This window comes from Sphingomonas sp. (genome assembly GCF_041661885.1).
GTDB lineage: Bacteria > Pseudomonadota > Alphaproteobacteria > Sphingomonadales > Sphingomonadaceae > Sphingomonas.
In genome coordinates this window covers 296,113-316,218 of sequence record NZ_JBAZTL010000002.1, presented here as the reverse complement: position 1 = coordinate 316,218, position 20,106 = coordinate 296,113, and the positions used below count along the sequence as shown (strand labels likewise).

The window sequence follows — 20,106 nt, the reverse complement described above, 5'->3', positions numbered from 1 at the left end:
ATGGCGGCGGACCTCTATGGTGACCTGTACGGTGATATCGAGGCTACCCCCAAGCACAACTGGCGCGGCTATGTCCCCGGCTTGCTGGTGGTGGCGATGGGGACGCTGGCGGCCGGGTTCCTGTCGGATCATTATGGCGTGCCGCTGACGCTGATGGCGTTGCTGATCGGCCTGTCGCTCAATTTCCTGAGCGCCGACGGGCGGCTGACGCCAGGTCTGGCCTTCGCCTCGCGTTCGCTGTTGCGCTGGGGGATCGTGCTGGTCGGGATGCGCGTAACGGCGGGACAGATCGTCGCGCTGGGGCCGGTTGCCTTGCTGTGCGTCGTCGCCATCGTCGCGGCGACGATGGCGACGGGGGTGTTCGCGGCGCGGCGCTTTGGCTTCGATACCGCGTTCGGGTTGCTGGCGGGGGGATCGGTGGCGATTTGCGGCGCGTCGGCGGCGATGGCGCTGGCGACGACCTTGGGCGAGAAACGCACCACCCAGGCGCAACTGACGCTGGTGCTGGTCGGCATTTCGGCGATGAGTGCCTCGGCGATGATGCTCTACCCGCTGGTGGCGCACGCCTTCCACATGAGCGACCTGAAGGCTGGGTTCCTGCTCGGTGCCTCGATCCACGATGTCGCGCAGGCGCTGGGTGCGGGCTATTCCTATTCGGATGGCGCGGGCGCCATCGCGGCGATCGTGAAGCTCACGCGTGTCGCTTTGCTGGCGCCGGTGTTGGCGGTGGTGGCGATGGGGCTGGCGCGCTGGGGCGGCGACGGGGGTAAGAGCGGCGAGGGCCATGCCAAGGGGCCGGGCGTGCCGTGGTTTGTGGTTGGCTTCTTCGTGCTGGCGGGGATCAATTCGTTCGGCGTGATCCCGCCAGTGGTGGCGACGGGGGCGGAACGGGTCGCGGCGGCAATGCTGGCGGCGGCGGTCACCGCGACCGCGATCCGCTCGCCTTTGTCGCAATTGCTGGAGGCGGGGCCCAAGCCGTTGCTGGTGATTTTTGCGGCAACGCTGGCGGCGTTCGGACTGGCGCTGGCGGCGGCGTTGTTGCTGATCGGATAAGGTTTGGCGTGCCGATCGCGACGGGAATTCCGGCCATTCGCACCCGCTTCGGGCAGGCGAAGGAGAATCGTCGAAATGCCCGATGATTACAAGACTTGTTTCGCAAAAATATATGATTCAAACACGAGTCGTGACCAGTCCTGGTTACGCCGTTTCAACTAGCGAAAGGAGGTGATCCGATGTCTCATGGTTCAGCAATGGGGTCGGTTCAGTTCGTTCGGGGGACGCACCGCTAAGCTTTTCGGGGCAACCCGTTCGATGACGGCGGCGGGGGGTATTTTCCCCCAGACAACGCCAGCCTGCATCGGAGCTTTTGCGGTCCGCATGGTCTCCCAAGCTGGAGCTTCCGGCCGCTGACCATGTCAGGAGGTTGCCGGGGTGCCGTGAGGCCCCCGGCAGCCTCTTTTCATTTCTGGGGCAAGCGGCTTGCATCAGCGCCGCCTCCCCCACGCCATCCCGTCTTCGCGTGCTTTCTATAACCAAAATGGTCTCACTGCGGGTATATGCTGCGGCGCAGCGTTCTGCGTGTGATTCGCTTGAGGGGGCGTGGTTGTGGTGTTCATTATTGGCGTTGGGGTTTGCGTCATCGCATTCGTTGCATGGGAATTGCTGCGGTTGCTGAAAAAGCGTGGCTCGCACGCGCGGCGGCGCAAGCGGATGGTACGCGGCATCGCCAGACAAAAGGCATGGGATATCGTGTTTGGACGCCGCACGCAGCGGCGGTTGACCGTGCTTCCGCCAGAACCGGGCAAGGAGTGAAGGCTTGCCGTACCGCAGGGGCGTGGGCATGATCCGGTCGACCCGCGCGGATTGCTCGCGGTACTGGAGAGACTGATGCGCATCCCGATCGCTTCTTCCCTGCTGTGCGCATTGGTTATGGTTCCCGCGACCGCACAAGTGCCGCCAGAATCGCTGCCATCGGTTGAAGAGGTCTCGATCGAGCAGTTGCAGGCGATGATGGCGCACGGCACGCCCAGCGAGGCGATTACCCGTGCCTATCTCGCGCGGATTGCGGCGATGGATCGCAGCGGCCCCAAACTTCGCGCGGTGATTGCGACCAATCCCGATGCGCTGGCGCAGGCACGCGCGAGCGACGCGCGGCGCAAGGCGGGCAAGGCGCTCGGCCCGCTCGACGGGGTGCCCGTGCTCATCAAGGACAATATCGAAACCAGCGATCCGATCGCGACGACGGCGGGCAGCCTGGCGTTGAAGGATAATGTCACCTTGCGCGATGCGCCGCTGGTGGCGGGGCTCCGGCGGCAGGGCGCGGTGATCCTGGGCAAAACCAATCTCAGCGAATGGGCCAATATCCGGTCGAACAACTCGATCAGCGGGTGGAGCGCGGTCGGCGGTTTGGTGCGAAACCCCTATGCGCTCGACCGGACGGCGTGCGGTTCGTCGAGCGGATCGGGCGCGGCGGTGGCGGCGAGTTTTGCGGCAGCGGCGGTCGGCACCGAAACCGACGGGTCGGTGGTGTGCCCGTCGTCGATGAACGGGCTGGTCGGGCTCAAGCCGACGTTGGGGCTGGTCAGCCGCACGCACGTCGTACCGATCAGCCATAGCCAGGATACGCCGGGACCGATGGCGCGCAGCGTGCTCGATGTGGCGATCCTGTTCGATGCGATGGTCGGCTATGATCCCACCGATGCCGCGAGCATCGCGATCGCGTACCGGACAACGCACAGCTATGCGGCAGACCTTTCCCGCGCGTCGCTCAACGGAGTGCGCGTGGCGGTGCTCCGCCCTGAGATGCCCGACCTGTTGAAGGCCAAATATGAAGCCGCGCTGGCGGTGCTGCGGGCGCAAGGGGCGGTGCTGGTCGATGTCGAGGCACCCAAGCTTGCCGGGCTGGGCGAAGCGGAATCGCAGGTGCTGCACACCGAGTTGAAGACCGATCTCAATGCCTATCTCGCCACCACGCCACCCGCGGTAAAGGCGCGCACGCTGGCCGATCTGATTGTGTTCAATCGCGCCAATGCCGCCAGTGAAATGCCGTTCTTCGCGCAGGAGACGTTTGAGGCGGCGGAGGCCACACACGGCCTTGCCGATCCCGAATATCTCGGCGCGCGGGCGAAATCGCGGCGGCTGGCGGGGAAGGAAGGCATCGACGCGATGCTTGCCAAGGCGAACGCGACGTTATTGGTCGAGCCGACCTACGGGATGCCGTGGCTGTCCGACACGGTCTATGGCGACCAGTTCAGCGGGCCGAGCGCGAGCGAATTGCCCGCCGTCTCGGGCTATCCGCATCTGACGGTGCCGATGGGGCTGGTGCGCGGCGTGCCGGTCGGGCTGTCGTTCATCGCGACGGCGCTGGGCGATTCGACGGTATTGCAGGCGGGCTATGTTTACGAACAGGCCGCCAAGGCACGCGCCGCGCCGCGCTATGCCGCAACCAACGATGCCGGGCCTGGGCTGGAGGGCGCGCGCTAACCGCCAAGGTTTCAGCATCCGGGCGGATACAGGATCGTGCGCGCGACAGGCGCGGCTCTGCACCGAATGGTAACCCCGTTGCGCTAAGGCCGTGCGCCATGACCAAGCCGATGCTGCTCGCGGACTTTACGCGCCTGCCGTCGCCGACGCGCGCGGTCGTGCTCGATGGCCTGTCGGGCGCGATTGATGCGGTGGTGGAGGGGGCCCCCGCCGCGCAGCGCTTCCTGCGCTATCAATGGTATGCGGCGGCGCTGGCGGCTTATGGCGGCGCGGCGCGCACGGTCCTGGTTGAAGAGGATGACGAACCGGTAATCGCGCTGCCGTTCGTCGGGGTTGGGCCGGCGCTTGCGCGCGTGGCGATGGTGCCGGGTTGTTACTGGCCGTTCCGCAGCTTTCCGATGCACGCGCAGATTGGTGCGCGTGCGGTCGATGCGCTGCTCGATGCGCTCGGGCGTTCGGTCAACGCGCTGCGGGTCGGGCCGGTATGCGATGGCGATCCGTCGCTCGAGGCGCTGCGCGCGCGCGCGCGGGCAAGGGGGTGGGCGGTGCTCGACCGGTTCGTCGCCAACACTTTCCTGCTTGATCTCACGCAAGACGGTTGGCCGCGCGGATCGACGCTGCGCAAGAATCGCTTTCATGAAAAGCATCTGGCGGAGCACGGCGCGCTCGACTGGCGCTTTGTCGGGCCCGACGATTGGGCGGGCGCGTTCGATGCCTTCGCGGTGATCGAGGAAAAGAGCTGGATCGCGGCGCGAACCGATGGGCGCGACGCGAAATTCACGCGCACCGGCCACGGCGCCTTTTGGCGCGCGGCGGCGCAAGACCCGGCGCTGGCGCGGATGCTGTCGGCGGCGTTGCTGAACGTGGAAGGTAAGCCAGCCGCCTTCGCCTTCGATCTCGATTGCGACGCGACGCGCTACGCCATCGCCAACAGCTATGATCCGGCATTCGCCAAGCATTCGCCGGGAAAGCTGCTGGCGTATCGCAACCTCGTCCGCGCGCAGGCAGCGGGAATCGCCACGGTCGATTGGGGCGCGGGCGACAGTGGGTACAAGCAGACGCTCGGGGCCGTGCAGGGTCCGGCGTTGCGCGACTGGCTACTGGTGCGGCCCGGTGTCCCGGCCTTGCTGGCGCGCGCGCTGAAAGGGCGCTGGACGGCAAGCGGCCAGCGCTGACTGTTACACCCGCACGTAACGGAAGTACCAGACATCACTTCCACATGCATTATAACATACTGAAATCACGATTGAAATCCTCAATTTCTGGCAAGGCAATTTCGATCCAGCAATCATATAGCAAACATCGCAAAAGACTGCCGTATAGTGTCGCCCGCCGGGTCGTAGCTCCGTAAAGCGATTAGGCCTTTCCAGCGCGTTAGCCACCTAGATTGCCAACCGTTCAAACGGCGCAGGCTCGGGGGCGGGGGAAGCAGAGAGCGACGGGCACGCTCGCGGTTTGGGCATCGGTCGCCAACGCCGGGCGGCTCGCCTCCCGTCGGCACATGAAGGTCGCCCAGCAGACTGGCCAGGTCCAGCTTGACCATTTCGCTGACCGCTCCCCGATCGGCGGCAAGCCCGGTTTTCAGGCCGCCCAAGTGCTGCGCGTGGCCGACAGGACGCAGAGAAGGCACGACTGCCGAGGGCGAAAGAGTCGATCGGCCAAGGCCCCACGACGAAGCCCAAGGGCGCGCCGAAACCGCCCACAACCGCACAAGGTTGCGGGCCTGGCATTATCCTTCAGGCTGATCAGCAATCTGTTGGGCTTGTGCGCGCGCCACGGCCGCCAATTGCGGTGGCCGGAAAGCGCAGTCTCGCAACGTCTTGGCCCAACCGTCGTTGTGCGCGCACCACCGCGCAGCCCGCATAGGATCAATGCCGACATGGTCGAGCCAGAAACGGTTACTGATCAACGCGGGTAGCGCCCGGCTCAACCGACCACGATCCCGCCAATGGAGATTGCCGTGGATCACGATCGCCCAACCGGCCTCTTCGACGAGGCCGCCGGAAAGAAGCCCCGACACCTCATCCAGAGTCGCGCCGCAATGGCAGACGTATTGAGGAGAGCCGGCCTTCATTGCGGCAACTAGGATGCGCTGGATTTGCATCATCTCAGTCATAGGTAAGTCCTTCAATCGCACCGCGCGTCGATGCACGGCACAAGAAATTGAGAAGCTCGGTCGCGCTTCCGGGCCAAAACCGAGCAATTCAGACGACTTGCCGGTTTTGTGGGACGAGCTGATCCGCTACCCTGCGATCGATAATCGTTCCGGAGGCTGGTGGGGCATGGCGTCGAGAGGATCTGAATGGCGGCGATGGGAGCCGCATATCCACGCGCCCGGCACCGTTCTCAACAATCAGTTCGGCGGCCCCGATCCTTGGGAAACCTGGCTGGCGACGCTGGAGGGCGTTGCTCCTCGTATCGAGGCGGTCGCCGTTACCGACTATTATGTGACCGACACCTACGAGACGGTGCTGCGCCACAAGGCCGCAGGGCGGCTCGGCGCGATCGAACTCGTCTTCCCCAATATCGAGCTACGCCTCGATGTCGCGGCGCGGACGGGCTTCGTGAACATTCACCTGCTCGTCAGTCCGGAAGATCCCGACCATCTCACGAACGTGCGGCGGATCCTCGGTCGGCTCCACTTCCAGGCGTTCAATTCGCAATTCGACTGCACGCGCGACGAACTGATCCGGCTTGGCTGCACCGCCAACCCCGCGCTTACCGACGATCGCGCTAAGCTCGCGCATGGCGCCACCCAGTTCAAGGTGAACTTCCGCCAACTGCGCGAGGTCATCCACAGCAACGAATGGGCGAAGAAGAACATCCTCATCGCGGTCGCCGGCAGCGCTGACGATGGCACCTCGGGAATGCGGCAGGCGGCCGACGCGACGATGCGCCAGGAAATCGAGCGCTTCGCCCATATCATCTTCTCGAGCGCGCCTTCGTCGCGCGACTTCTGGGCGGGCCGTCGAAACCTGTCGCCCGAAGAGCTGCGTGTCCAATATGACGGCTGCAAGCCCTGCCTCCATGGCAGTGACGCTCACCAGCCGGCGCAGATCGGGCAACCTGCCGGGGATCGCTACACTTGGATCAAAGGTGCGCTTACCTTCGACGCGCTGCGCCAGGCCTGTATCGATCCCGAAGGGCGCGCCTTTGTAGGCACCCTGCCGCCGAGCACCGCCATGCCGTCCCAGGTGATCGCGGAGGTCAGCCTTTCAGATGCACCTTGGGCGGCGACGCCAACCATGCCCCTCAACCCGGGACTCGTCGCGATCATCGGTGCACGCGGTTCGGGCAAGACCGCGCTAGCCGACGTCATTGCCGCTGCGTGCGATGCGATCCCCGCCACCACCTGGAATGCCAATCCGGACCTCAGCCCATCCTTCCTGGTCCGTGCCCGGCCGCTCCTGGGCGCAGGCAAGGCGACACTGCGCTGGGGTGGGGGAGCTACAACCGATCGCTTCCTCGACGGCCGCGATGCCAATGGCGCCTTCGCCTTTCCTCGCGCACGCTATCTCTCCCAGCAGTTCGTGGAAGAGCTGTGCTCGGCCAAGGGAGCCTCGGACGGTCTCATCCGCGAGATCGAGCGCGTCATCTTCGAGGCGCATCCGCCGGCCGACCGCGACGGTGCCATCAGCTTCGAAGAACTGCGCGAACGCAAGACGCTGCGATTCCAACAAGCAAGGGCGCGCGAGGCTGAGGCGATCGCCGACATCTCCGAGCGGATCTCGGAGGAGTTCGAGAAGGAAGCGTTGATCGGCATGCTCGCCCAGCAGGTCAATCAGAAGAAGCAGGTGATCGCAGGTTATAATGCCGATCTTGCCAAGCTCGTGCTCAAGGGCACCCCCGCGCAGGCCCAGCGCCATGCGGCCCTAACGCAAGCCGTGCAGGCGCTCGACACGCGGCTCCAGCAGCTCGGCAACCAGCGGCGGGCTTTCCTCGCCATGCAGGATGAGGTTCGCAGCACGCGCGCAACCAAGGCACCGGAAATGCTGCGCCAGACCCAGGCGCGCCACCTCGCCAGCAGTCTCGATCAGGCCCAATGGCAGGAGTTCCTTCTGGTCTACCAGGGCGACGTCGATCAGAGCCTCGCCGGCTACGTCCGGTGGGCCGATGGCCAGATCTCGGATCTGCAAGGCGTGCCGCCGGTGCCTGGTGATCCCGCGACATCGCTGATCGCCGACGGCGCCGATCTCGCGACCGTGAAACTCGCCATCTTGCGCGCCGAAATGACCCGCCTCGAGGCGCTGTTCAGTGCCGACCGGGTCGTGCGCGAGCAATATAGCGCGTTGACCGCCCGCATCGCGCAGGAAAACTCTGCCCTCCAGACGCTTGAGGCCCGCCTTGCCGATGCTCAAGGCGCTGCCGCCCGGCGCAAGGACCTTCAGACCGAACGGGACGCAGCCTATGGCCGGGTGTTCGGCGCCGTAGTCGACGAGCAGAATGCGCTGGCGGCGCTTTATGCCCCGCTCATGACCAAGCTCGCGGCGGCCTCGGGTACGCTCCGCAAGCTGAGCTTTTCCGTCCGGCGCGCCGCCGATGTCGAGGGCTGGGGCGGCTTTGCCGAGGAGCAGTTGCTCGATCGGCGCAAGAGCGGTCCGTTCAACGGGCGCGGCGCGCTGATCGGTGTCGCCAACACGGCGCTTCGGCCCGCCTGGGAAACCGGCAGTGCCGCCCAGGTGCAGGCGGCAATGAGCGGCTTCATCGCGAACTATACCCAGTCATTGTTCGAACATGCCCCCTTCGCACCGACCCAGCAGACCGAGTTCCGCGCCTGGTCGAAACGCTTCGCCCACTGGCTTTTCCGCACCGATCATATCAGCGTGCGCTACGAGATCGCCTATGACGGTGTCGATATCGGCAAGCTGTCGCCCGGCACGCGCGGGATCGTCCTGCTGCTGCTCTATCTTGCGCTCGATGATGGCGACGATCGTCCGCTGATCATAGATCAGCCCGAGGAGAATCTCGACCCCAAATCGGTGTTCGACGAACTCGTTTCGTTGTTCATCGCCGCCAAGGCGAAACGCCAGGTTATCATGGTCACCCATAATGCCAATTTGGTGATCAATACCGACGCGGATCAGATCATCATCGCCGAATCCGGGCCGCATCCGGCTGGCGGGCTACCGCCTATAACCTATGTTTCAGGCGGTCTTGAAGATGCCGAGATCCGGCGCAGCGTCTGCGACATTTTGGAGGGTGGTGAACAGGCCTTTCGCGAACGTGCCCGGCGGCTTCGCGTCCACCTTGATCGATGATGGACGGGGTTTGCCGATGCAACCGCCCAATCTAGAAGGTCTCAATGGTGCGTTTAAGCAGGTCGTTGCTCAGTCCCTGAGCACGGCCGATCAGAGGGCGGGTCGTATCCCGTACCATCAGTTGGGCATTAATCGCCTCAACCGCTGCCGCCGTTGCCTTCTCGACGGTTTCGAGCGCCGTGCGGCACCGGTTCATGCCGCACGCGCGTAACGCAGCAATCACATAGTCCGCGCCATAGCTTTCAGCCACCGTCGCAAGGTCGAACATGTCGCGCGGCTGAAAATTCCAGCCGCGGAAGTAGACCTTCTTGGCGATGATCTCTGCAGGCGTTTCCAACCAGACCGTCCGCCCGCGGACGTCGCTCGAAGTGACCGGGTCATCGGTGATGCTGGGCGCGCAAATGAAGTCGATTTCGCCGAGATCCCGATAGGCCAGCTTCAGGACACCGCTGCCGTCGCTGTCATAGCTCTCCGGCCGCCTCTCGAGCTGCATCCCCTGCGTCTCGGGGTTGAGGAAGGGTAGAATCTGCGGGTCGTCGAGGAACAGATCGATATCGTGGCTTTCACGATGGTCGATCTGAAGCATCAGCGCGGTGCCGCCGCCAAAACTCCAGTCCGGTGCAAAGCCGTTGGTTTGCTCGAAATGATCGAGAATGGAGGTCGCCAGATCGAAAAGGACCGGCCATTCGCTTGGCCGCCCGGCCGACACCCGATCAGACCGCCAGCGGCAGCGTGTAGCCCGACAGCTTGGCGAACTGGCCGGCGACCTTGCTCGCCTGACCCAAATCCACGTCCATACCCTTCAGAAACTGCTTCTGAACAGCGGCGGGAACCTCGGAAAAGAACGAAAAGACCGGCGCATTGAACTCGACCGCGCTCTGGGGATCGGCAACCATCGCGGCGAGTTGATGCACGGACAGGTCCGCCCCATAAGGGGCGTTGACCGTCGTCATCACCTGTGTCGCCACATTCGTCATCATCGAACCCACAACGCGATCCGACATGGATCGTTGCCACTATATAGCCCCGAGGGCTTATCAAAACAAGAATCGGTGCCGGCGCGGTCCCTTCGCCCTTCCGGCCGCATTACTCAATCACCGGGTTCGAATGTCACCAGGACCAGATCGATCAGCCCGCGCCCGTGGTCGCTCGACGGATGCGCCTTATGGACGCGGTAACCATCGCCCTCATGGTTGTGAAGATCACGTACCACTGATTGGAACGCTTCGAGATCCGAAGATGAATCTCCTGCGGGCCTGAAAGATGCGCTGTTGGTCTTGCGATCGACCCGGAAATTGGTGCCGTTCGCGATGAGATTCTCGATATAGTTCAACGTAACCCCCTCCCGACGCCTCTTTATCACAGCTGATAAGGTAGCCGACACTCAGCTACCGATTTAATTCCGCTGCTGCGATGGTGTGCGCCAGCTGGCCGCGCAGGCTGCGGCCGCAGACAAACCTAAGGCAAGTGACTCGGGAGGGGAATGCCTTCCCCTGCCAGTGAGCCGCTCAGCTAGCGTCTCTCCGGACCCCTTCTGCCGGGCTGCCGCCTCGCGCCATCCCAGGAGAGTGAGAGGAATGCCGACCCGCCATGACGGGTTGAGGGTGGCGAGAGAGGCTCGGCGCCGGCCCGTCCTGGAGACAGGCCATGGCACGGACACGCCGCACCCGCCCGACCGAACGGGCGAACCTCTATGAGCAGATCACCCACCGCATCATCGCCGAACTCGAAGCCGGGCGCGTTCCCTGGGTCCAACCCTGGGGCTCGTCCCGCGCCTCGATCGGCATGCCGTACAATGCCGTCAGCAATCGCCGTTACAGCGGCCTCAACATTCTCACGCTCTGGAATGCCGTCATCGAACGCGGCTTCTCCGTGCATGCCTTCCTGACCTTCCGCCAGGCGGTCGCGCTCGGCGGCTCGGTGCGCCGCGGCGAACATGGCGTCGGCATCATCTACACCCGCCGCTTCATCCCCGGTGAAGAGCGTCGCCGCGCCGAAAACGAGGGCCGCGAGCCCTCGGGCGGCATTCCCTTCCTCAAGAGCTTCACCGTCTTCTCGGTCGAGCAATGCGACGGGCTTCCAGCGAATATCTGCGAACCGCCCCCGCCGATTCCCGAGGGCTTGATCCTCCCGCAAGCCGAGGCACTGATCGCGGCGACCGGCGCCGACTTCCGCATCGGCGGCGGACAAGCTTATTACTCACCCCGCCACGACTACGTCCAGGTACCGAGACCGGACGATTTCTTCGATCCCGTGAACTGGCACCGGACGGCTTTTCATGAGCTAGGTCATTGGGTTGGCGGCTCTGCCCGATTGAACCGTGACCAGACCGGCAGTTTCGGATCGGTCGCCTACGGGAAGGAAGAGCTGGTCGCCGAAATGACCGGCGCCTTCGTCTGCGCCGCCCTCGGCATCGTGCCGACCGTCCGGCATACCGACTACCTCGGATCCTGGCTGGAGATCATCCGAGAGGACAGCCGCGCGATCCTGCGCGCCGCCAGCGCTGCCTCCAAGGCAGCCGACCATCTCCTTGCCTTCCGGCCGGATGCGGTGCCGCATGCCGTGAATGATGACGATGATCCGGACCACGATCCGGCACCGGCGCTCGATGGGAGGCTGACCGCAGACACGCGGCTGCGGTCAGCGGCATGATCCTCCTCACCCCCGAGCTGCGCGAGCAGCTTCGTGCCAACGATCGTGCCCACCATGAGGCCCAGGCCCGCAATGGGCGCGAGCCCGATCCCGTTCCGGTCGTTCGCTTCTTCAACCCCGTGGGTCAGGCGACCTGGCTTGCAACCGAAATTGACCAGGACGGGATTCTGTTCGGACTTGCCGATCTCGGCTTCGGCTGCCCGGAATTAGGCAGCTTTGCGCTCGAGGAGCTGGAAGCGATCCGGCTCCCGTTCGGGCTTGGTATCGAGCGGGACATCCTGTTCGAAGGCGCTTTCCCGCTGTCGGTCTATGCCGAGGCAGCGCGTCGTGCCGGCTCTCTGGTCCTGGCGGAAGGAATTCTCCGCAAGGCGCAGGCGTCTTTGCGGGGAGGGCGGTGATGCGCTTCCGTAAATGGCCGAGGCCCGCCGCCTATGAGGAGACAGCGCGCAAGCGCGCCGCCTTCGCGACGAAACAGCGCCGCGAACGCGAGGCGCTGCCGCTGTTTGCCAACATGATCGCCGCGGGGCAGCATAGCGTGGAGGAAGAGATGGCCGACCGCGCCGTCTGGTGGCCCCAGCAGCAGCGGCGGCTCCGGGACGAACGCGCGGCTGTGTGGCGACAGGCGCGGACGCGATTGTTCGAGTTCTCCGAGCAAAAGCGGGGTGCAATCCGACGCGCTTGGCGGGATTGCCCCTATCCCGCCGACCCCTACAGCCTTGTCGACTTCCTCTATCAGATCGCCGTCGGCAAGGTCGATCCCGAGCGGCCGCCCTGGAGATATCATGCGCGCGCGCAGGCCCGCACGACGATCAATCCCACGAGCTTCGACGAAGCATTCAAGCGTATCGGGCAGCGCAAGATCGAAACCGCGCCGGGGCTGCCCGTCGTCGAGGTGCCCCACTATTGCGGCAATCTCGGCCACGGCATCCTGTTTCTCGATGCCATGCCGCCGCCGCGCGATGGCGATCCGATTGCCATTCATGTGCGCGGGGTCTGCACCGATGCCGACATCGCGCTGATCGGCCGGCTCGCAGAAGCTGCCGAGCAGCGCCCGGTGAAGGTGATCCGTGTCGACGTGCTGCAGACGCGCGCGACGGGCTTTTCGCACCGCCTGCTCATTCTCGGCTGCTCGGCGACCAAGCGGAATGATCCGGGCTGGATGCCGGCTTGGGAGCGCTACGACGGGCCGCTCTGGCGGACCTGGCGCACGGTCGACCCTGGTCGTCGGCTCGCCCGCGTCGGCTTCCTGTCCGCGCGCTACGGATTCGGTAGTGGCGATCGGCCGATCGAGGATTACGACGCCCGCCTGACCTCCGACCTCGCCGACCGGATGATCGCTGGCGGCATGACGACGCGCTGGCCGCGCCCGCCATCCGCGAACAGGCCCGACAATTATGGTTCGCATCCCGGCTGCGAGATTGCGAGCCTAGCCTACCACGGCACGCGGCCATTCACGGACGTCGCGCTGGTCGGGGGTGGGCTCTACCTCAAGGTCATGCGCGCCTTTCTCGACGGCTTTCGGGAGATGCGCTGCGTCGCGCCCGACGCGGAGATCACCGAAATCAACGCCGGGATCGGTGTCATGCGTCAGCGGCTGCGGGCATGGCTCGAAGGGGGACGCGGATCATGAGCGATCGGTCGCCAACCCTAGGCCACAATGGTGGACCCTCCCTCAATGACGATTCTGACCCGGCGCCGCCCGGCCCGCGCTATTGCAAGTATTGTTGCCACTGGTCGCCGCCCTCGGATTACGAGGTTCGCGATCATGAGGCGTTCCGGCTGGGTTTGTCGCGGCGTCGGGTCAAACGCCCGACCGGCACATGCGATCGAGTCCTCATGCGGCCTGGTAAGCCGCTCGCCTTTTCCGCCACCAGCGACACCTTCGGCTGCCTCAACTTTTCGGCCAAGCCGCCACCACCGATCACGCCAGGGCGCGGCTTCGTCACCGTCTATGAGGGTGACCGGATCGTCTGGCAGGGCCATGAGGAAGACCTGCCTGAAGAGCATCGCTGAATATGTCCGCTCCATATCATGCTATGAACGGGGCCTGTTTCGGATGGAGTCGCGCCGATGCCCAAAAATCGTCAGACCTTCCACGACCCGCTGGGTGAACTGGCGCCGGTTACGATCGAAATCCTCAAAGGCGATATATTGCGCTTCACCCAGGTCGACAGCAGCGGACGCACCAATGTCGTCACCTTCAGCGACCGTCTCGCTGTTCGACGCGATAGCCTCGCACCTGGACAGTGGAGGGATGTCGGGGTCAGAGCGGAAGCGTAAACTGGTTCACGTCGGCCTCCGGGCAGCCCTCCAGCTTCTCGATGATCGTTATGGCCAATGTCTCGGCCGCACGCTCGCGCATCCGCTCGTCCGGCATCGTCAATCCGACACGCGCCCAGCCCGGTGCCGCAAGCAGGATCGCGGACAATATTTGCGGCTCGATTCGTTCCATAGGCGCATGAGAACATAACGGGAACTTCTGGGCAAGGCCTCCGAGATGTGGTGGCGCGGCGTTGCGACGGACGCCGCCACCGCCGTCGCGGCCAGCCTGCGGCCGGCCGCAAGAGCTAGAGGGAAGCCGGGGCTTCATGACGGGCAAGGAGCCGAGAGAGAGTCTCGCGGCGGCCCGTCATGGAGAAGTCCCATGGCCAAAGCGCCTCAGAAGATCAGCCTCAGCGGTTCGCGCGACATTCCGTTCGACCGCTTGGCGCTGTCCCAGTCCAACGTTCGTCGGGTGAAGGCGGGCGTCTCGATCGGTGAACTGGCGGATGACATCGTCCGCCGCACCTTGCTCCAGAGCCTGAACGTGCGTCCCATCCTGGATGGCGAGGGCCAGGAGACCGGCCAATTCGAGGTGCCGGCCGGTGGCCGGCGGTTCCGCGCGCTGGAATTGCTGGTGAAGCAAAAGCGGCTCGCGAAGGATGCCCCCATCCCATGTGTCGTGAAGGCGGCCAATGACGTCGTCACCGCCGAGGAGGACAGCTTTGCGGAAAACACTTTCCGCGAGCAGCTCCACCCCCTCGACCAGTTCCGCGCCATGCAGGCGATGGTCGACAAGGGCGAGGGGATCGAGTCGATCGCCGCGCACTTCCTGGTGACCCCGGCGGTCGTGAACCAGCGGCTGCGACTCGCCAAGGTCAGCCCCAAGCTGCACGACATCTATGCCGAGGATGGCATGACGCTCGAGCAGTTGATCGCCTTCGCCGTCTCGGACGATCACGAGCGCCAGCAACAGGTCTGGGAGATGCTCGCCCATAGCTACAACAAGTCGGCCGCCTTCATCCGCCAGAAGCTCACCGAGGATACGGTGCGCGCGGCGGACAAGCGTGTGCGCTTCGTCGGCATCGACGCTTATGTCGCCGCGGGCGGCGCGGTCCTGCGCGACCTGTTCGAGCCGGACGACGGCGGCTGGCTCACCGATCCCACTCTGCTCGACCGACTGGTGGCCGAGAAGCTTCAGGCCGAAGGCGAGACGATCGGGGTCGAGGGTTGGAAGTGGGTCGCGACCGCGGTCGACATGCCGTGGAACGTGACCGCGGGCCTCCGCGAGATCGACGGCGTCGAGCTTGCGATGACCGCAGAGGAGGAAGCCACGCTCGCCAGGCTTCAGGCCGAGATCGAGGAACTCGAAGCCGAATGGGCCGATGCCCCTGAGGTGCCCGATGAAATCAGCGAGCGGCTGGACGCCATCGACGAAGCAATCGGCGCGCTTGTCGAACGGCCGATGATCTTCAGGGTGGACGACATGGCGATCGCCGGCGTGTTCGTGTCGATCGAGGTCGATGGCACGCTATCCATCGAGCGCGGCTATGTCCGACCCGAGGATGAGCCGGCGGTTGCTACGGAGGATACGGACACCGGTCGGGACCCCGACGCCTCGGACGAGGATCGCATCGACGGCGCGAGGGCTGCTTCGCCCCGGCCGCTCACGTCCAACGTCGTGCCGATCGGCGCGGCTTCGGACGATGATGAGGATGAAGACGGGGAGCTTGTGAAGCCGCTGCCCGACCGGCTCGTCGCCGAACTGACCGCTTGGCGGACGCTAGCGCTGCAGGATGCCTTCGCGCGTCAGCCGTCCACGGCTTTCGCGGCGGTCCTCCACGCTTTCGTACTCGATTGCTTCTACTCCTCGACGCGCGATTCCTGTCTCCAGATCTCGCTGCACGACGTGACGTTCGGGCATTCGGTCACGGGCTTGCGCGACAGCGCACCGGCGAAGGCGATCGACGAACGCCACAAGCGTTGGGCCGACCGGCTTCCCGATGACGACAAGACGCTGTGGGACGCGCTGCTCCTGTTCGACGGCAACGAACAGGCGGCGTTGTTCGCACATTGCGCGTCCCGGGTGCTGAACGCCCAGGTCGAAATGGTCCCGAAGTACGACAATGGCCGGGTCTCGAAGTCGATGGTCGAACGGCGCGTCGCGCATAGCCACGTGCTGGCGCGTGCGGTCGGGCTCGACCTGGTCGAGGCGGGTTGGCGCCCGACGGTCGCGGGCTACCTCGGCAGCGTCACCAAACAGCGGATCGTCGCCGATGTGGCGGAGGCGAAGGGCGCCAAGTTCGCCGGCATGATCGACCATCTTAAGAAGGCCGACATGGCCCGCGAGGCCGAGCGGCTGCTGGAGGATTCGGCCTGGCTGCCCGAGCCGATGCGCACGCCTGTCCCGCTCGACGCGCTCACGAACGACGACGGTAACGCCGACGAGATCGAGGCGCTCCCGGCCTTCCTCGAGGAGGAGCCTGTCGTCACCGGCGATGACGATGGCGAGGCCTTGCCCGAGGCCGCCTGACTTCCACGGCGGGGCGGTTTCGGCTGTCCCGCCACCTTCTCCATTCTGCTTCCAAGGGATCGACCGATGAACGTTTCCAACATTGAATCCGCCTCCGCCGCCGATCTGGCGCCGGTCCTGCTCTCCTGCCTCCAGCGTCTTGGTCAGCTCGGCCGGGAAGGCGCCGTGGCGCTCGCGCGTCTGGTCGAAGACGACGATGCCGATTTCGACGAGGCCTCCGAGTGGATCGCCGATATCGCGTCAGGCGGCCTTCGCGAATGAGGCGAAGATCGCGCCCAAATCCCCATCCCAACTTCACAGAAAGCCCGGCCATCACGCCGGGCTTTCGCGTTTCAGGAGATTCGCAATGACGGATGCACCACAACCAGCCATCGACATGGCCGCTCTCAGCCGGAAGTTCGCACTCTGGGAGGCCTCGGCCACAGCACTCGTTCCCCAGAACAAGGCCAGTCTGTTCGCCTCCCTGGCCTCGGCGAATATCACGCGCGTCACCGTCATCTTCGATGGCGAAGGTGACAGCGGACAGATCGAGGACATCCAGGCCTTCAACGGCGACGTACCAGCGTCACTTCCAGAGCAGCAGATCGACATGCTCGACTTGCCTTATGGGGAGAGCCAGGCAGTGACCCGCCAACAAGGCGCCGCAGTGGCGATCGAAACGCTCGCCTACGATCTGTTGCGCGAAAAGCATGAAGGCTGGGAGAACTCGGACGGCGCCTATGGCGAGTTCATATTCGATGTCGTCGCCGGCACGATCACGCTCGACTATAACGAGCGCTTCATGTCGTCCGAAAACCACGTCCATGAATGGTGAGGAGCCGGCGATGGGACATTGTTATCATCACGCCCTTTCCTCAGTGCGTAAATGGGGTGGCGCGCCTGAAGATTTTCTGCCGCTCCACCAGTGGTTCGATGAATCGAAGGCGATCACCGCCGACTTCCGCCACCGGGCGCTCCGCCATCACGCCGAGGGCATCTTCATGCTGGAGCGCTTCTTCGGGGCGACGATCACCATTTCGACGGGGCGCGTCGTGCCGGTGCGGCTGATCGGTGAAATGCACGTCCGAGAGGATTTGGGTTTCATCCCCAGCTTCGCCGATTGGGTACGTTGCATCCGGCCGGAGCCCTGGATGGGCCGAGCCCAGCCCATCCACCGCTACGTCGATCCTTTTGCCGCCCAGCCGGCCGTCGCGATGGAGGCGGTATGAAGGTCCAGGCAGTCCTCGAATTCGATCTCGAGGCGGACGACCGAACCCCGATGGTGATGGCCGAGCAGCTCCATCAGGCGGCCGGCGATACCGATCATGCCATCCGCAACCGGCTGATGGGCGGCGGCTTCCTCGCCTATGACCTGCTGGTGAGGAGCTGGACGCTTCGAACCCAAATTCTCGATGGGACGCCTGACGATCGAGATCTGCCTCCCTGATCCGCGTCGCGCATCCGTTCCCTTGTTCCTGCGAAAGCCCGGCCGCGTGTCGGGCTTTCGCGTATCTGGAGACTTGTCATGGCTGATTATTATTCCCCGACCGTCGTTCGTCCGAGCATCCCGGGGAGCGCTATCACGCGGCTCGAATGGGCCTTGCTCACCGGTATGTTCGAGCATGAACGCGATGGCGAGGCCGTCTACTTCTTCGCAAGCGAAGGACCCTCAAGCACGATCTGGCTCGACATCGCGGAGGTGAAGGGCATGCTGCGCGATGAGGATGCGCCTTCCGGCATCGTCGTCGAGATGGTCCGCGAGAAGCTGAAGACGACCGATCCCGACGAACTCGAACTGGAACTCGACCTCTCCGATCTGGGCGAGGCCGCGATCTTCCAGGAAATCGTGCGTCGCAGCGCGACGCTCGACCATGTGGTCATCACCTCCGCCTGGACTTGCAGCAAGATGCGGCCGGACGGCTTTGGCGGTGGTGTCACTGTGGTCACAGCCGACCACATCCTCTCCAGCTCGACGACCGAGATGGAAGGCCGCCTCCTTGACCAGGCGGACTATGGCGACCTCGGTTGCGCGCCCGGGCATGGGAAGCATCCCGCGCTGGTGCTCGGCGAAGAGGATGTGCGCTCGATGGTGGCCGACATCCAGCATGCCTATGCCGGAACCGACACGGCGGCGGTCGCGGTCAGCGATGATCAAATCCGCGCAGCCTGTATCGAGGTGATCGGTCGGCTCGATCCCGACGAGCAACTCCACAACATCGAGTTCGCCGCCGCCGTCGCCGCGATCGGGATCGCACGCGGCACGCCCGCCTGACCCGTTCTTCACCCCATCGCCAACACCTCGAAAGCCCGGCCACCGCCGGGCTTTCGCGTTTCAGGAGATATGAAATGTCCGCTCCGTTGATCTACGAAACCGCGCCGCTCGGCAGTCTGATCCGCTATTCCAACGGCGAGCCGCGCCCGCCCGAGCGCTTCACCCGCAAGGTCAAAGCCTGGACCAACGACAATGGCGTCGGGCGGCTCACCGAGCGCCGGCCGGAGGAAATCCGCCCCACGTATCGATCGCCCGCCGGCTTCTGCCTGCATCTTGGCGACTATGGCAGTGGCGGGATCATCGCGGTCATCGTGCATCGGCATTATTCGGTCGAAAGCGCGCTCGACTTCGAAATCGTCGAGACGCCGACGCCCGGCATGGTCCGCGTGCTGACCAGCTTTGGCGGGCGCGACGAACTGCGTTTCCTCGCGCCCGACATGGCGTCGGCGGAAGCCTGGCTCGACCGCAACCGCTACAGCAACGCCCGGTTCGAGGTCGTTGGCGATCCCGACCCGGTGCTGCTGCCCTCCAATCTCGGGAGGGCGGCATGACCGTGCGGCGCCATTTCGTACATGTCTATACGACCATCCGGATCAAGGTGGCGGTCGATGCGACCGATCACCGCGCGGCGATGCAAGCCGCCGACGCGGTGGTGTTCGGCGACCGGCACGCGGTCGAACTGTTCCCGGACCATCCGGCGGTCATAGACGCCGACTATGCTGAGGAGGTCACCGAATATCTGGTCGATGAGGCCGATGACCCGACCTTCGAGCACTCACGCAATTATGGTCCGGATTTCGCGCCTGCTCTCCACCAAAACGACAGGAGGGCGGCATGACCCGGATCGTGATCGAATATGGCATGACCGCCGCCGGCATGATGGCGGCGCGGGTCGTCGACTTGGGCTATATCGCCATTCCGGCGCGGGACGGCTTCCGCCTCGCATCGGGCTGGCGGCTGTCCAGACCCCTTGCCGAGTGGGACGAGAAAGACGTCTTCGGGAGCGAAGGCATCGTCGCCGACGAAGCGGGCTTTCGCGCGCACGTCGAGGTGATCGCGGCCCACCTCCGGCAGCGCGAAGCGCTCGGCCGCAAAGATGTCCGAATGCGGCTCTCCACACCTTGGGGCATGTCGCAGGGCGCGACTGTCTATGCGCAAGGCGTGGTGTTCCATTCGACCGCTTCGCATGGCGGCTTCAAGCTCGACCGCGCCCGCAATGCCGCTCTCCATCCGGCGCTTCGGATCAAGGGCGGCTGGTATGAGGAGGACGGTGACTGGGCACGTGTCGCGGTCGGTTATCCCGATCTCTTCACGGATCGGGAAAGGCACAAGGCGGATCGGACGCTTCGGGACTGGGAGCCCGATGCTTGGGAAGCCGTGCATGGTCGGACGCTGACGGCGGAAGACTCCTTCACCCGCGATCGAGAGCGGTTCCAATACGAACACGCCGAAGACTGGGTGGTCATCTCGGCAATGCGATCGGATCGTTATCCCGGTCTCGTAGAAACGGTGGCTACTATCGGTGGCCGCCGAGATATTTCCCAAAGCCGGAGCTATCTCGTGTCCGCTGATGAATATAGTGCAGGGCGGCACGGGTTCGTGATCGATCCCATACGGCATCGTCCGCTCGCCGCTTGAAACCGGGCCCGTTCCGCTTGTCGGAACGGGCT

The 20,106-nt window shown here is 64.7% G+C and carries 24 protein-coding genes; 19 read left to right on the top strand and 5 right to left on the bottom strand.

All coding sequences use genetic code 11. From position 1 onward, the window contains the following. The 4 genes from WC704_RS05565 (at position 1) to WC704_RS05550 (ending at position 4,658) form a co-directional block, all read left to right on the top strand. Entirely contained in the window at positions 1-1,053 is a 1,053-nt protein-coding gene (locus WC704_RS05565; RefSeq protein WP_372889107.1) for a YeiH family protein, read from the top strand. A 552-nt stretch (positions 1,054-1,605) separates the two neighbouring features. Then, positions 1,606-1,812, top strand: coding sequence for a hypothetical protein (locus WC704_RS05560; protein WP_372888915.1), 207 nt, complete (start codon positions 1,606-1,608; stop codon positions 1,810-1,812). Positions 1,813-1,887: 75 nt separating this feature from the next. Beyond that, on the top strand, positions 1,888-3,483 hold the full coding sequence (locus WC704_RS05555; RefSeq protein WP_372888914.1) for an amidase: 1,596 nt from the start codon (positions 1,888-1,890) through the stop codon (positions 3,481-3,483). Positions 3,484-3,581: 98 nt separating this feature from the next. After that, on the top strand, positions 3,582-4,658 hold the full coding sequence (locus WC704_RS05550; RefSeq protein WP_372888913.1) for a GNAT family N-acetyltransferase: 1,077 nt from the start codon (positions 3,582-3,584) through the stop codon (positions 4,656-4,658). A 554-nt stretch (positions 4,659-5,212) separates the two neighbouring features. Here the strand turns inward: WC704_RS05550 and WC704_RS05545 are convergent. Further along, on the bottom strand, positions 5,213-5,599 hold the full coding sequence (locus WC704_RS05545) for a hypothetical protein (protein ID WP_209516744.1): 387 nt from the start codon (positions 5,597-5,599) through the stop codon (positions 5,213-5,215). A 166-nt stretch (positions 5,600-5,765) separates the two neighbouring features. On the opposite strand from WC704_RS05545, the gene WC704_RS05540 reads away from it, so the two are divergent. Then, positions 5,766-8,741, top strand: coding sequence for a TrlF family AAA-like ATPase (locus WC704_RS05540; protein ID WP_209516741.1), 2,976 nt, complete (start codon positions 5,766-5,768; stop codon positions 8,739-8,741). 31 nt (positions 8,742-8,772) lie between these two features. Here the strand turns inward: WC704_RS05540 and WC704_RS05535 are convergent, their stop codons facing one another. The 3 genes from WC704_RS05535 to WC704_RS05525 form a co-directional block, all read right to left on the bottom strand. Continuing rightward, entirely contained in the window at positions 8,773-9,450 is a 678-nt protein-coding gene (locus WC704_RS05535; protein WP_209516738.1) for a nucleotidyl transferase AbiEii/AbiGii toxin family protein, read from the bottom strand. A gap of 4 nt (positions 9,451-9,454) precedes the next feature. Next, positions 9,455-9,745: a hypothetical protein gene (locus WC704_RS05530; protein WP_310066619.1), complete on the bottom strand. Its 291-nt coding sequence runs from the start codon at positions 9,743-9,745 to the stop codon at positions 9,455-9,457. 86 nt (positions 9,746-9,831) lie between these two features. Continuing rightward, positions 9,832-10,074, bottom strand: a complete 243-nt coding sequence (locus WC704_RS05525; RefSeq protein ID WP_209516735.1) for a hypothetical protein — start codon at positions 10,072-10,074, stop codon at positions 9,832-9,834. A 314-nt stretch (positions 10,075-10,388) separates the two neighbouring features. On the opposite strand from WC704_RS05525, the gene WC704_RS05520 reads away from it, so the two are divergent. From WC704_RS05520 to WC704_RS05500, 5 genes are all read left to right on the top strand, one after another. Beyond that, positions 10,389-11,393, top strand: coding sequence for a zincin-like metallopeptidase domain-containing protein (locus WC704_RS05520; protein ID WP_209516732.1), 1,005 nt, complete (start codon positions 10,389-10,391; stop codon positions 11,391-11,393). Continuing rightward, the gene (locus WC704_RS05515) at positions 11,390-11,791 is read left to right on the top strand and encodes a DUF2958 domain-containing protein (RefSeq protein ID WP_209516729.1); all 402 of its coding nucleotides are present in this window, start codon (positions 11,390-11,392) and stop codon (positions 11,789-11,791) included. Before WC704_RS05520 ends, WC704_RS05515 begins: the two co-directional genes overlap by 4 nt. Next, positions 11,791-13,023 (top strand): hypothetical protein, encoded by a 1,233-nt coding sequence (locus WC704_RS05510; RefSeq protein WP_209516726.1) that lies wholly within the window; start codon positions 11,791-11,793, stop codon positions 13,021-13,023. The genes WC704_RS05515 and WC704_RS05510 overlap by 1 nt, the downstream gene beginning before the upstream one ends. A gap of 206 nt (positions 13,024-13,229) precedes the next feature. Beyond that, complete coding sequence (locus tag WC704_RS05505) at positions 13,230-13,406, top strand: hypothetical protein (protein WP_310066616.1); 177 nt, start codon at positions 13,230-13,232, stop codon at positions 13,404-13,406. Between the two features lie 57 nt (positions 13,407-13,463). Next, the gene (locus WC704_RS05500; protein ID WP_209516720.1) at positions 13,464-13,673 is read left to right on the top strand and encodes a hypothetical protein; all 210 of its coding nucleotides are present in this window, start codon (positions 13,464-13,466) and stop codon (positions 13,671-13,673) included. On the opposite strand, the gene WC704_RS05495 is transcribed toward WC704_RS05500, so the two are convergent. After that, the gene (locus tag WC704_RS05495) at positions 13,657-13,845 is read right to left on the bottom strand and encodes a DUF6771 family protein (protein WP_209516716.1); all 189 of its coding nucleotides are present in this window, start codon (positions 13,843-13,845) and stop codon (positions 13,657-13,659) included. The two genes, WC704_RS05500 and WC704_RS05495, sit on opposite strands and share 17 nt — an antisense overlap. A gap of 192 nt (positions 13,846-14,037) precedes the next feature. Between WC704_RS05495 and WC704_RS05490 the strand changes: the two genes are divergently transcribed. The 9 genes from WC704_RS05490 (at position 14,038) to WC704_RS05450 (ending at position 20,074) form a co-directional block, all read left to right on the top strand. Beyond that, positions 14,038-16,185: a ParB/RepB/Spo0J family partition protein gene (locus tag WC704_RS05490; protein ID WP_209516714.1), complete on the top strand. Its 2,148-nt coding sequence runs from the start codon at positions 14,038-14,040 to the stop codon at positions 16,183-16,185. Positions 16,186-16,251: 66 nt separating this feature from the next. Further along, a complete protein-coding gene (locus tag WC704_RS05485) occupies positions 16,252-16,446 on the top strand; it encodes a hypothetical protein (protein WP_209516712.1) in 195 nt (64 codons plus the stop codon). An 85-nt stretch (positions 16,447-16,531) separates the two neighbouring features. Continuing rightward, positions 16,532-16,999 carry a DUF6878 family protein gene (locus tag WC704_RS05480; protein ID WP_209516709.1) on the top strand — a complete coding sequence of 156 codons (468 nt, stop codon included), beginning with the start codon at positions 16,532-16,534 and terminating at the stop codon, positions 16,997-16,999. 10 nt (positions 17,000-17,009) lie between these two features. Beyond that, positions 17,010-17,393 carry a hypothetical protein gene (locus WC704_RS05475; RefSeq protein WP_209516706.1) on the top strand — a complete coding sequence of 128 codons (384 nt, stop codon included), beginning with the start codon at positions 17,010-17,012 and terminating at the stop codon, positions 17,391-17,393. Beyond that, a complete protein-coding gene (locus tag WC704_RS05470) occupies positions 17,390-17,611 on the top strand; it encodes a hypothetical protein (RefSeq protein WP_209516703.1) in 222 nt (73 codons plus the stop codon). Before WC704_RS05475 ends, WC704_RS05470 begins: the two co-directional genes overlap by 4 nt. Before the next feature lie 78 nt (positions 17,612-17,689). After that, the gene (locus WC704_RS05465; RefSeq protein WP_209516701.1) at positions 17,690-18,436 is read left to right on the top strand and encodes a hypothetical protein; all 747 of its coding nucleotides are present in this window, start codon (positions 17,690-17,692) and stop codon (positions 18,434-18,436) included. Positions 18,437-18,510: 74 nt separating this feature from the next. After that, a complete protein-coding gene (locus tag WC704_RS05460; protein ID WP_209516698.1) occupies positions 18,511-18,987 on the top strand; it encodes a hypothetical protein in 477 nt (158 codons plus the stop codon). Next, on the top strand, positions 18,984-19,274 hold the full coding sequence (locus tag WC704_RS05455) for a hypothetical protein (protein ID WP_209516695.1): 291 nt from the start codon (positions 18,984-18,986) through the stop codon (positions 19,272-19,274). Before WC704_RS05460 ends, WC704_RS05455 begins: the two co-directional genes overlap by 4 nt. Continuing rightward, positions 19,271-20,074: a hypothetical protein gene (locus tag WC704_RS05450; protein WP_209516692.1), complete on the top strand. Its 804-nt coding sequence runs from the start codon at positions 19,271-19,273 to the stop codon at positions 20,072-20,074. The genes WC704_RS05455 and WC704_RS05450 overlap by 4 nt, the downstream gene beginning before the upstream one ends. Positions 20,075-20,106: the final 32 nt, after the last annotated feature.